Source organism: Nitrosomonas sp. (assembly GCF_024282095.1).
In the GTDB taxonomy this organism is placed as follows: domain Bacteria; phylum Pseudomonadota; class Gammaproteobacteria; order Burkholderiales; family Nitrosomonadaceae; genus Nitrosomonas.
This window is the reverse complement of the sequence record NZ_JAMWZS010000055.1, coordinates 1-13,247: the sequence shown is the minus strand read 5'-3', so window position 1 is coordinate 13,247 and position 13,247 is coordinate 1. Positions and strand designations below refer to the sequence as shown.

The following is a 13,247-nucleotide window of genomic DNA, read 5'->3' as shown; positions in this document are numbered from 1 at the left end:
ATGCCGCCGCCCCATCCAGGCGGAAACCATTGCTGCCATCGAGGCTGGCTAGATTCAGTGTGGCGTTAAAACCGGAAGCCTGGCCAAACACTACGTAACTGGAGCCGGACAAATTGCCGTTCGGATCGACACCGGGAGCACCGATAATCACATCATCAAAACCGTCGCCATTGACATCACCTGCATTGCTGACAGAATAGCCCGAGCCATCAAATGCCGCCCCATCCAGGCGGAAACCATTGCTGCCATCGAGGCTGGTTAAATTCAGCGTGGCGCTAAAACCGGCAGCCTGGCCAAACACTACGTAACTGGAGCCGGAATAATAGCCATTCGAGTCAGCACTGCGAGCACCGACAATCACATCGTCAAGCCCGTCGCCATTGACATCGCCTGCACTGCTGACCGGTCTGCCCGAGAAATCATCTGCCGCCGTCCCATCCAGGCGAAAACCATTGCTGCCGTCGAGGCTGGATAAATTAATTGCTGTTGCCATGATCTAGGACTCCTGCAAAAAGGTTGATCAATAAATTTACTTGAAAGAAATATCTACTTTGCTGTTATTTTCCAGAATAATAGAATAAATACTACGCCGGAAAGATGACGCCTGGAAGACTTTTCTGACAATTTCGCGGGTTTTGATATGGATATGAATTTAGGAAGCCGCTGAAATAATTGTCATTTCGAGCACAGCGAGAAATCTACAAATTGATTCCCAAAGATTCCTTGCTACGCTCGGAATGACAAATATGGATATTGAATGACTGCTTAATGTCCTGCATAAAGCCTATCAATTTCCGCCTGATATTTTTCCATCACCTTGGTTCGCTTTAACTTCAATGTCGGCGTCAGTAAACCGTTCTCAACGCTCCAAGGCTCCTGACTAATTGCAACGCGGCGTATTTTGGCATAACCGGGAAATTCGCTCGTCTGGCGAGTAATTTTTTCCAGTAAGATTTCTTCAATCTGTTGTCTTTGCTGCTCATTCGCTGGATTGTCATCCACGCCGTAATGCGCCATGAATTCTTGCTGTCGTGCGGGATTTAACACGGCTAACACGCTCAAATAGGAACGCGCTTCACCGATCAGCATCACCTGTTCAAATAATGGATCACGCAGAATTGCTGCCTCCATATCCGCCGGGGGTACTTTTTCGCCGGTAGACAGTACGATAATTTCTTTCAACCGCCCAGTGATGGTGACATGCCCTTGTGCATCAATGGATGCAATATCACCGGAATTCAGCCAGCCATCCGCTGAAATCGCTGCTTTGGTGGCTTCAGGATTATTCCAGTAACCCAGCATCACATTCGGTCCACGAATCAGCAACGCATTGTTCTCGCCCAGTTTGACTTCCACGCCGGGAATCGGCAAACCGACACTGGCGGGCACATTATCTTCCAGTCTGTTGGCGCAAGCGACCGGACTGCTTTCCGTCATGCCGTATCCTTGCAGAATGGGCAATCCCAGGCCGATGAAAATACGCGAAACTTCAGTCGACAACGCGGCGCCGCCACTCATCACAAAGCGTAGCCGACCACCCAGTTTATCCATCACTTTATCAGCCACCAGTTTTTTTAATAATGGCCACAGCACATGTGACAGTTGCTGATATCCCCTTCCCTGTTGGCACTCGAATCGACTGTAACCCACATCAACCGCAAAATTGAATAACCAGCGCGCAAAACCGGAGCCTTCGGCAAGTTTTGCATGGATGCCCGCATACACCCGTTCATAGATGCGCGGCACCGAGATCATCAATGTCGGCCGGATTGTCCGCAAATCTTCTCCTAATTGCGGAATCGAGCGCGCATAAGCAATGGTGGCGCCGCACATCATCGGCACATAGTAACCCGAGGTACGCTCAAAAGTATGTGACAGCGGCAAAAAGGACAGCAGCAGATCATCGGGCGAAACCGGCACCACTTGCAAGCAGCCAAAAGCGTTACTCAATATATTGTGATGACTCAGCATGACCCCTTTGGGTCGACCTGATGTACCTGAGGTGTAAATGATGGTCGCCAGGCTGTGTGGATCACTGTTGACATGCTTAACTTCACCGGCATGGGCAGGCAGCCAGTCCCAAGCCGAGACCACAACGCCGTCGCGTAAGTTCATATCACTCTGTTCAAATGATTTCAGCAGAACCACGCGCTGCAATCCTTGAATCTGATCGCGGATCGCAACAAACTCCTGCCATTGTCCTGAGTGCTCAAGCAACAACAACCTAACGCCGGCGTCGTCGATGACATACGCGGCATTTTCAACACGATCGTCGGTGTATAAAGGAATGACTACCAGTCCAAGACCCAGTGCCGCCTGCTCGAACATCACCCATTCCGGGCAATTCCTCATCATTACCGCCACCCGGTCGCCAGGAACCAGTGATTCTTTTGCCAGTGCTGCCTGCCAACGGGCAACCAATTGATTCATCTGCTCCCAGGTATAGCTTCCCCATTCCTCGCAAATTGAATTGTAATAGCGATAGGCCACTTTCTGTGCCGAGCGTTGTACACGTTCAGCAAAAAGACCATCCAGTGTTTTTGCCTGTTCCACCGGAATGATACTGGACATTCTATCTTGTTCGACTTGCTCAACTTGCATAGCTTTCCCTTTTATTCGCAGATCTCAGTCAATAGTTTCCGCTCTAATTTCACTTGGATTCTTTGCTTACCTACCCAAATCAGGTGAAAAATCATCCACCTTAACCACCCGGCTGCGCAGCGTTCTCATTTTATTCAGCAAATCGGCTTCCGCGGCGGTAATCACTTTAAGCTGCAATGCTTGTGCGATTTTCTCATCACCTCTGGCAGTAATTTGTCGTAACTTCGTCGCTTCCCGCAACCTGGCTTCAACCGCTCCACCCTCGATCACACAGTGCAAGGCTTGCTCCAGCTCCGCCATCGGCTCGTGATCGGCGGTGGGCACAAAAATACCGGCGGTCAATCGGTCACGTACAGCGCCCGGTTCCATCATGAGCCGGGCAACCTCGTGTGCCAGTGCATCAGTCGGCGGTTTACAGCGTTTACCGAGTGGAAAAACCAAGGCTTTGAGTAAACACACAAACACCCAATGTCCCGGGAAGTTGGTCAGAAACTCATCAAACGCCTGTTGCAACCGATACATGGCATCCTGCATAGACCAATGCAGCAGCGGCAAATCAGCACTCGGACGGCCATCGTCCTCAAAACGTTTCAGCGTTGCCGAGCACAAATACAGCATGCTCAGCATATCGCCCAATCTGGCGGACAATCTTTCTTTACGTTTCAGCGAACCGCCCAGTACCATGAGCCCAATGTCGGCGATACAGGCAAAGCTGGCGGAAAAACGTGCCAGTTGGCGATAATAAACAGCCGTTTCCGGCGCACAGTTTTCCGGCGCATTGTCTTTGATATAGTTACCCGCCAGCGCATACACCAGGCCGTTTGCAGTATTACGCAGGGTAAATTTCACATGCCCGACCAGTGCTTCATCAAATGTCCGTGATGCACGATCCGGGTTTGTGTCATGCGTTGCGTTGACTTCTTTTAACAGATAAGGATGACAACGGATCGCGCCCTGACCAAAAATGATCATGTTGCGCGTCAGAATATTCGCGCCTTCCACGGTGATACTGACGGGGATCTGCTGATAAGTGCGCCCCAGATAGTTTCTCGGGCCGATGCAAATGCCTTTGCCGCCATGAATATCCATCGCATCATTCACCGCCTGACGCCCCCGCTCAGTCAGGTGATATTTGACGATCGCTGAAACCACCGAAGGTTTTTCACCCAGGTCGACAGCGCCCGCGGTCATGACACGTGCGGCATCCATCATGTAAGTATTACCGCCGATACGTGCCAAGGCTTCCTCGATACCTTCAAAATAACCGATCGGTGTCTTGAATTGCGTGCGCACACGGCTATAAGCGCCGCTGGTGCGTGCCGCCAATTTTGCTGCTCCCACACTGGTAGCGGGCAACGAAATGGCGCGCCCTGCCGCCAGGCAATTCATCAACATGCGCCACCCCTGCCCGACGCCCTCTTGCCCGCCAATAATCCAATCCATCGGAATGAACACGTCTTTGCCCGAATTGGGGCCATTCTGGAATGCAGCATTGAGCGGATAATGACGCCGCCCGATATTAACGCCCGGCGTCGTGGTAGGGATCAATGCCAGGGTGATACCCAGATCCTCTTCCCCGCCGAGTAACCGCTCGGGATCATACAGTTTGAACGCGAGTCCCAGGATAGTTGCAACCGGCCCCAGGGTAATATAACGCTTCTCCCAGGTCACGCGCATGCCCAGCACGTCCTGTTGACCGTCATATTCACCACGACAGACGATACCAAAGTCCGGCATCGCGCCGGCATCGGATCCTGCTTCCGGTGAGGTCAACGCAAAACAAGGCACTTCCAGACCTTTGGCAAGACGCGGCAAATAATATTCTTTCTGTTTCTCAGTGCCATAATGCAACAGCAACTCAGCCGGCCCAAGTGAGTTAGGCACCATCACCGTCACCGCCGCCGTGCCGCTACGTGAGCCGATCTTCATCACCACGCTGGAATGTGCCAGAGCGGAAAACCCATAACCACCATACTGCTTGGGAATGATCAGACCAAAAAATCCATTTTCCTTGATAAACTGCCACACTTCCGGCGGCAAGTCCTTCAACTCATGCGTAATCTTCCATTCGTCGAGCATGACACATAATTGCTCCACCGGACCGTCGAGAAAAGCCTGTTCCTCCGCCGTGAGTTGCGGTTTAGGATAGGCCAGCATTTTTTTCCAATCCGGCTTGCCGCTGAATAAATCGCCTTCCCACCAAACCGTACCGGCATCCAACGCTTCCTGCTCCGTTTGAGAAATCTGCGGCAGCATTTTGCGAAAAATTTTCAGTATTTGATTGGAAACCAGATGACGACGGATGATAGGTACTGCCAGAACCAAACCGATAATTGCAACTAAGAACAGGGTGACGTAAAAGAGAAACAGGAGCATGGTGATTTTCCTCGTAATGAGTTAAGCCCGGGCCAAGTTAAGCACAGTCCATACCAATTGCGCAACAGTTTAATCAGACGTGAGAATGCAGCATCTGCTTGAAGGCTCGCACTCTCAAATTTACATGATAATCACTTAAATCCCTATATTAATGCCGAAGTTTGATGGAAATATTGTTGTGTAATTCATACACTCATTTCTCAATACCCATCCCATTTCTGATTCTAACTATGATTTTAATAGTAGCATGGCATATCGAATTGTTTTATGGATAGGACAATATCAAAATGATGACCATCAGAAAGCGTTTTTTGCCCGGAGGTAATCAAACTGATACTGACAATCCGGCAAAGTGACGATCATGTCATTGATTGCAATCCATCCCCAATATCGGCAAGCGCCGATTGCGCGCATTTGACCAGGAACCTCCTTGTCAGGCGTGTTATCGGATTGTACCGGCTTCGTCTTCCGCTAGAACGCAGGTGAAAGGTTGAACGATTCGGTCAACGCGATGACGGCATGGTCTCCGCTCAGAATTCCCGTTTTTCGTATGTTATGGGTGGCAACTCTTGCATCAAACATCGGAACCTGGATGCATGATGTTGGTGCCAGTTGGTTAATGACCTCGTTGTCACCCACACCGGTGATGGTAGCACTGATCCAAACCGCCACCACTTTACCCATTTTTCTATTGGCCATGCCGGCGGGTGCCTTGGCTGACATCGTCGATCGGCGCATCTATCTGATCGTGGTGCAGGTATGGCTGGCACTGATCGCCGGACTACTGGGATTTCTGACACTGACCGGTATCACCTCGGCATGGAGTCTGATCGCTTTGACGTTCGCGATGGGAATTGGGTCAGCAATGATGATGCCGGCGTGGGCGGCGATAACACCGGAACTGGTACCACGCGCCGAGTTACAATCCGCTATCGCGTTGAACGGGCTCGGGATCAACGTGGCACGTACGCTTGGTCCGGCGCTGGCCGGGATAATCATATCCTATGCCGGAATGGGTGCGGTGTTTGTTCTGAATGCGCTGTCGTACTTCCTGGTCATTATCGCCTTGATGCGCTGGCGGCGCGAGGCACCACTCAGTGAGTTACCGAGCGAACGATTCTTTAGCGCGCTACGTACCGGCTTTCGTTTCGCGCGTCACGCGCCTGACCTCCAGGCCGCAGTCATGCGAGGATTGGGATTTTTTCTATTTGCGAGCGCTGCCTGGGCCTTATTGCCAATATTGGTCAAGAGCCTGGCAAACAGCGGGCCGCAAACATTCGGCATCTTAGTGGGCTGCATCGGCGCCGGTGCGGTCGTCGGTGCGCTCGTATTACCGCAGCTTCGTGAAAAGATTTCACGCGATCGATTGGTCGCATTGGCAACTATAGTGTATGCAAGCACCATGGTCGCATTGGCGACATTCCATCAACTGATTCCCTTATGTTTGGCGATGGCCGTCAGTGGTATCGCATGGATCACTGTCTTATCGTCGCTTCAAGTGGCAGCACAAATGGCGCTCCCTAATTGGGTGCGGTCACGCGGACTCGCCGTCTTTATGGCGATCATCATGGGTTCCATGGCACTCGGCAGTCTGTTGTGGGGCAAAGTCGCCGAAATGACAAGTATTTCAGAAGCGCTGATCATCGCAGCAGCTGGCGCAGTGATAGCCGTGGCGCTCACCTGGCGCTGGCGCATCGGCGGTATCGAGAAAATCAACCTTACCCCCTCGATGCATTGGCCAGTACCGATGGTGCATGACGCAGTGACGCATGACCGCGGTCCGGTTCTGGTGACGATTCAATACCAAGTTCGCAGCGACAGCATCAATGATTTCTTAACCATGATCCGCAAACTCGGCAAACGCCGTTGCCGGGATGGTGCTTTCGCTTGGGGTATATTTGAACATACCGAGCATCCCAATCACTTCATTGAATTCTTCAGCATCGAATCCTGGCTCGAACACCTGCGTCAGCATGAACGCGTAACCGATGCGGATCGCATCTTACAGAAAGAACTGCACGCCTTACTCGTTATCAACACTGAACCCGTGGTCACACACTATGTGGCGCCCAAAATCCCAGCTAAAGAACTATAAAATAAAATCGCACGGCCTCATCAGAGCTTCAATACTTGAATGCTATGATTTATTACCGGCTTGAATGAACTCGACAAATCCGGCGAGAAAATCCTCGAGCTGTTTACGCACCGCGGCGTCCGTCATTTCACCGGATTCGTTGAAGACTTGATGCGCCCGAGATACCAGTAGCCGTCCACCGAACCATGGGCGCGTGCCTAATGTCCGTAGCACGGGCAACCAGGCATTTTGGGATAATACTGTACCGAATCCACCGGGTGTTGCACCAATCACCGCAACCGGACGATTTCCGAAAATCCGTACAACCTCGCTGGGTGGCCGCGACAGCCAGTCGAGCGCATTTTTGAATACCCCCGGCATGGAATTGTTGTATTCCGGAGTAGCCAGCAATAATCCATCAGCCCCGGCAATTTGTTCTTGCAACGTAATGACTGCCGGGGGAATTCCTTCGATAATCTCCATATCACCATCGTAAAGCGGAATGCCCTTGAGTGTAGCTATTTCAAGCGCAACACCCTGAGGCGCTAGTTCGCTAGCAGCGCGTAACAATGCACTATTGAAAGAACCGTTCCGTAGACTTCCCGCAATCCCGATAATTTTTGTCATAGTATTTTCCTCTCATTGTATTGAAATGCTTGATTATTTATGAACAGCCTGCGGCAAGTATTTCAAGCTGCCGACAACCCTGATTACCAGTTTTGAAGATGACCCAAACAAGTCATTGGTTCCGGAAAAACAGTTTGCTAGTACATCATTTGTACCGTATCGTCAGATATAATCAGTTTTTTCGCGGACAAAGCGAACCTCTAATTAGTATCATCATTGATGAAAGTTCTCAATCTTCAGCAGGTCATTTAAGTTCTTACATTCAGGAAAACAATTATGTCCAATGACACTCTCGCGCTTGCGCAACAACTTATCTCCCTTCGTTCACTGACACCATCCGATAGCGGATGCCAGGAAATTTTGATCAGTCGCCTGGAGAAACTCGGTTTTCACATTGAAAGCATGCGCTTTGGCGACGTCGACAATCTTTGGGCGCGCCATGGCAGCGTCGCACCCGTGCTGTGTTTCGCCGGACATACCGATGTCGTGCCTACCGGCCCGCTGGAACAATGGGACAGTGATCCGTTTACACCAACCATTCGAGATGGCCGACTGTACGGGCGCGGCGCTGCCGACATGAAAGCTTCGCTGGCAGCATTTATCACCGCGATCGAAGCTTTTGTAGCACAACATGCTAATCACCAAGGATCCATTGCGCTGCTGATCACTTCCGACGAAGAAGGCATCGCGGTCGACGGCACGGTCAAAGTGGTTGAAACGCTCAAAGCGCGTGGCGAATTGCTCGATTATTGCATCGTAGGTGAACCGACATGTACCGACAAATTGGGAGACACCATCAAAAACGGCCGGCGCGGCTCTCTATCCGGCAATTTGACGATTAAAGGCATACAAGGTCATATCGCCTACCCGCACCTGGCCAAAAACCCTATCCATCTGGCCGCTCCGGCCATTGCGGAACTGGCGCAAACCGAATGGGATCAGGGCAATGAATATTTTCCACCGACCACCTGGCACATTTCCAATATCAATGGCGGCACAGGCGCTACCAATGTCATCCCAGGCTCACTGAATTTATTATTCAATTTCCGTTTCTCCACAGCCAGCACCGTCGAATCGCTCCAAGCCCGCGTGCATGAAATCCTCGATCGGCATGGCTTTGACTATGAATTAGCGTGGGAACTCTCCGGCAAACCTTTTCTCACCCCCAAGGCTGAACTGGCTGATGCCATGCACGATGCCATTTTCAAGGTTACTGCCATCGAGCCGCAACTCTCCACCTCCGGCGGCACGTCGGACGGCCGGTTTATCGCGGATATCTGTGCACAGGTGATTGAATTCGGTCCGCGTAACGCCACCATTCATAAACTCAATGAAAACGTAGAAATCGATGATCTCGAGCAGCTGTCGAAGATTTATCAATTAGCGCTGGAGAATTTGCTGATCGACAAAACCGCAGCAACAGCGACGACTACCAATACCGGCAGCTTCTTGGATACCATAAAAAAATTCTTTTCGGGAAAACAGTAAATTCAAATCGCGCCGACTTCCCGAATATGGCGGTTGATTGCATCCAGCATGGTTCGGTGATTCAGATAATCCACCGCGATAGGAAACATGAAATCTTTATGCACCAGCCGCAAAGACGGGTAAGAATGAACATTCATGCTTCTTGCCAGTTGCATTTCATGCTGCAACTCACTTTCTATCTCCGTGCTGGTTAGATCGTCGCTGAATACTGCCATATCCAGCCCAATCTCAGCGGCACATGCTTGCAATGTTTCCGGCAAGGATGGATTCTGCGCGTTCTGGTAATACGCCGTCTGGATGGCCCGCACCATTTCCGGAGCAGCTTCTGCGCGTTGTTTTCTAGCCGCCAGAACAGCACGGCAAGCCGGGTACGTTGAGCGCATCGGCGTATTGCGTGACCAGAAATCCCAATTAAGCTGAACTCCCGCAACTGTTTGTTCTATGCGCTGCCAAGCTTGTTGCACCATTTTTTGCGTCGCAGGCGGCATCGGTTCCGTGGTATCCGGTGCCAAGCCGCCAACAAGATAAACGACCTGAATATCCTTCGGCAAATCCTTCTGCAACGCCGTCCAGCTCCGGCTAAATGCATAGCACCAACTGCACATCGGATCGTGAATGTAAAATAAGCGGGAATGAATGGTCGGCATCATAATCTGTGGTTAAATATCAAACTGTCATTTTATCGTCAAAAAACTAAATCTTAGCAATATGAATAATGGTTATACGCCGAGTTGGCGCATGAGAACTACCCTGCAACGTTTGTTTGCACGCAGCGCCGTCATCGCCTTGCTGCTCCTGCTCAGCAGCTGCAGCATGCTACGCCTGGGCTACAATCAAGGCCCACAACTGGTTTGGTGGTGGCTCGATGGCTACGTCAACTTCAGCAATGAACAGGCCCCGCACGCCAAACAAGCGATTCACCAGTGGTTTGACTGGCATCGCGCCACGCAGCTCCCGGAATACACCGCCTGGTTGTCCGCATTGCGCGGCCAGATCAGTGACCCAGTCACACCAGCGCAAGTCTGCGGTTGGTCCGAGGAACTGCGCAACATGACTGCACCGGCCTTCGATCACGCAGTGCAGCTCGGTGCGACATTGGTGTCCGGCTTGGGCGAAGAACAATTGCGCCACATCGCGCAGCGCTACGCCAAAGGCAACGACGAATTCCGCAGCGACTATCTGCAACCGACTGTGGAAGAACGGCGGGAGGCGTCTGTCCAGCGCACCATCAAACGCGTCGAAAACCTCTACGGTCGCATTGATGACACACAGCGGCATCTGATTATCGACAATACTGCGGCCTCGCCGTTCGACCCCGAAGCCTGGCTAGCCGAGCGTCAGCGTCGTCAGAACGACGTTTTATTGACGCTGCGCCACCTGATCGCAGCACCGACCGAAACCGCATCGATCATGGCTGCGCTGCGCACCCTGATTGAGCATATCCAACACTCCACCGACGCCGACTATCGCGCCTACCAAATCAAATTGACGGAATACAATTGCGCTTTTATCGCACGCGTGCACAACAGCACCAATAATCATCAGCGCCGGCATGCGCACGATAAATTAAAGGGCTGGGAAACCGACCTGCGCATGCTGACGAACGACATTCGGTAGCGCTGCGCTGTAGTATTGCAACCTGCTAGTTATGGAAGAATCTTTCCGGTGTAGATTTGTTCCTACAATTGTTTCACAATGACTGTAACTTTATTTTGTAACCTCGCTCAGGTGTATGCAAATTTTCCTATTCCCACAGATTCACTGCGCATTTGACATGATTACATTTCCGGGCTGTAGCATGGCAATCAGTGTGCAGGCGATTTTTCTGAATCCATTCTTTGACGATTCATACAACCAGGAGAAATAATACGATGGCATTGACCGATCAGCAGCAGATTTCCATCCTGCAACTCACCCAGGCAATGTTCAATGCCACTCCGGGTGCGATTTATCTGCAAGTGCTTGGCGATCAAATGGCGGCTGGAAAATCTCGGGCTGAGTTGGCGCAGTCGTTGTTTGGGACCAATATTTATCTGGGCAAACGCTATAATGACGATCTCCCCAGTCTATTTGCCAATTCTTTTGTCGATGATCTGGTAGGTGATCGCGCTTCAAGTGAAAATAAAACCTGGGCGATCCAATATATCACCAACCAAATGGCTGCCGGCGCTACGCAAGCCGAATTGATCGCAGCACTGACCCAAGCGCTTTCTGCCATTCCCGCCTCAGATCCCAACTGGGGAGCAGCCGCATTGCACTACAACACCAGCCTTGTGACAAAAGTAGTCGATAATCTGGTGGGTGATTCGGTCACAATAACCGACAAAGATTTTGCAGTAAATGAAATGCTCACGCAAATGACTGCCGGACAAACTTTCGGATCAGTGGTCGAATGGGCGATCACTGCGTTGGACAATGTTGATCACGCCGATCCCGTCTGGGGTAATGCGGCGACATTATTGGATAATCGCATTGCAGTATCCAAATATTATTCGATTGACAAGACGGGTTCAGCCACGCCTTTATTAGTTTTGCGTGGAATCCTGGCGGATGTGACCGCTGATGCTGCCTCGGTTGCCACTGTCAAAGCTAAGATCGATGATTATCTTAAAGGCACCATTCCATTGCTGAGTCTCAACGGTAGCAACGGTTTCCGCTTGGATGGCATAGCAACATATGATTCTTCGGGCGAATCAGTTAGTAGCGCAGCAGGGGATGTCAACGGCGACGGTTTTGCTGATGTGATCGTCGGTGCTAGATATGCTGACTCAAACGGTAATGTCGATGCCGGTTCCAGTTATGTGATATTTGGCAAGAGTTCGGGATTTGATGCTACGCTGACTTTGTCCAGTCTCAACGGTCTTAACGGTTTCCGCCTGGATGGCGTGGCAAGAAATGATTATTCAGGCGTTTCAGTCAGCAGTGCGGGGGATGTGAACGGCGATGGGTTTGACGATGTGATTGTCGGTGCTCTTGAGACCGGCACTTCCAATTCCAGTTACGTGGTGTTCGGCAAAGCCGCAGGATTTAGCCCTGCACTGGTTTTATCCAATCTCAACGGTAGCGACGGTTTTCGTCTGAATGACGGTGCTTCGGTCAGCAGCGCGGGGGATGTGAATGGCGACGGCTTCGATGATGTGATTGTCGGTGCATCCGATGCCAAGCCAAACGGTGCTTATTCCGGTTCCAGCTATATAGTATTTGGTAAAGCCTCGGGATTCAACGCCATATTGGATTTGTTCAGCCTCGACGGCAATAATGGTTTCCGCCTGGATGGTGTAGTGGAAAGTGATTTTTCAGGTTGGTCTGCGAGTAGCGCGGGGGACGTGAATGGCGACGGTTTTGATGATGTGATTGTGGGCGCACCCTATGCCGATCCGAATGGTGATAAATCCGGTACCGGCTACGTAGTGTTTGGCAAGGCTTCGGGATTTACTGCTACGCTCAATTTATCCAACCTGGATGGTAGCACTGGCTTTCAACTGGATGGGGTCGCGGAAAATGATCATACAAGTGCTGCAGTCAGCAGCGCGGGAGACGTAAATGGCGACGGTTTTGATGATGTGATCGTTGGCGCACGTTACGCCGACCCAAATGGCGACAACTCAGGTTCCAGTTATGTGATATTTGGTAAAGCCTCGGGATTCAGCGCCACGCTGGATTTGTCCAATCTGAATGGCAGGAACGGTTTTCGCTTGGATGGCGTAGCGAAACACGATTTTTTAGGAGAAACGGTCAGCGGCGCGGGGGATTTCAACGGCGACGGTTTTGACGATCTGATGGTCACTACGCAAAGCTCCAGTCCGAACACGAGTTACGGCGGGACTTTCATTGTTTTTGGTAAAGCTTCAGGTTTCGATGCTACGGTAACTTTATCTGAGCTGGATAGCAATGATTTTCTAACCTTCAATGGATTAGCACCTGGCGATGGATCGATCGGAGTTGTCAGTGGTGCGGGGGATGTCAACGGCGATGGATTTGATGATGTGATGATGAGCCTTCCTTATGCCAGTCCAAACGGAAATGATTCTGGCTCCAGCTATGTAATATTCGGTGGTAACTTTACCGCTGCAGTGACTCA

8 protein-coding genes and 1 pseudogene are annotated in these 13,247 nt (G+C 51.1%); 4 read left to right on the top strand and 5 right to left on the bottom strand.

Annotated features, from left to right (window positions below; translation table 11 throughout):
- The 3 genes from Q0K92_RS12180 to Q0K92_RS12170 form a co-directional block, all read right to left on the bottom strand.
- A partial coding sequence (locus tag Q0K92_RS12180) for an integrin alpha (RefSeq protein WP_297326066.1) occupies positions 1-493 on the bottom strand: 493 nt, incomplete at its 3' end.
- Between the two features lie 272 nt (positions 494-765).
- Positions 766-2,601, bottom strand: coding sequence for a long-chain fatty acid--CoA ligase (locus Q0K92_RS12175; RefSeq protein WP_297326065.1), 1,836 nt, complete (start codon positions 2,599-2,601; stop codon positions 766-768).
- 66 nt (positions 2,602-2,667) lie between these two features.
- On the bottom strand, positions 2,668-4,977 hold the full coding sequence (locus Q0K92_RS12170) for an acyl-CoA dehydrogenase (RefSeq protein WP_297326064.1): 2,310 nt from the start codon (positions 4,975-4,977) through the stop codon (positions 2,668-2,670).
- Positions 4,978-5,467: 490 nt separating this feature from the next.
- On the opposite strand from Q0K92_RS12170, the gene Q0K92_RS12165 reads away from it, so the two are divergent.
- Positions 5,468-7,072, top strand: coding sequence for an MFS transporter (locus Q0K92_RS12165; protein WP_297326063.1), 1,605 nt, complete (start codon positions 5,468-5,470; stop codon positions 7,070-7,072).
- A gap of 42 nt (positions 7,073-7,114) precedes the next feature.
- On the opposite strand, the gene Q0K92_RS12160 is transcribed toward Q0K92_RS12165, so the two are convergent.
- Positions 7,115-7,678: an NADPH-dependent FMN reductase gene (locus Q0K92_RS12160; RefSeq protein WP_297326062.1), complete on the bottom strand. Its 564-nt coding sequence runs from the start codon at positions 7,676-7,678 to the stop codon at positions 7,115-7,117.
- A 276-nt stretch (positions 7,679-7,954) separates the two neighbouring features.
- On the opposite strand from Q0K92_RS12160, the gene dapE reads away from it, so the two are divergent.
- The gene (gene dapE, locus Q0K92_RS12155) at positions 7,955-9,166 is read left to right on the top strand and encodes a succinyl-diaminopimelate desuccinylase (protein WP_297326061.1); all 1,212 of its coding nucleotides are present in this window, start codon (positions 7,955-7,957) and stop codon (positions 9,164-9,166) included.
- Positions 9,167-9,168: 2 nt separating this feature from the next.
- Here dapE and Q0K92_RS12150 read toward each other — a convergent pair whose 3' ends face one another.
- Positions 9,169-9,813 carry a DsbA family protein gene (locus Q0K92_RS12150; RefSeq protein WP_297326060.1) on the bottom strand — a complete coding sequence of 215 codons (645 nt, stop codon included), beginning with the start codon at positions 9,811-9,813 and terminating at the stop codon, positions 9,169-9,171.
- 91 nt (positions 9,814-9,904) lie between these two features.
- On the opposite strand from Q0K92_RS12150, the gene Q0K92_RS12145 reads away from it, so the two are divergent.
- Complete coding sequence (locus Q0K92_RS12145; RefSeq protein WP_297326059.1) at positions 9,905-10,783, top strand: DUF6279 family lipoprotein; 879 nt, start codon at positions 9,905-9,907, stop codon at positions 10,781-10,783.
- Positions 10,784-11,037: 254 nt separating this feature from the next.
- Positions 11,038-13,247 (top strand): annotated as a pseudogene (locus tag Q0K92_RS12140) (integrin alpha); the annotation flags it as partial.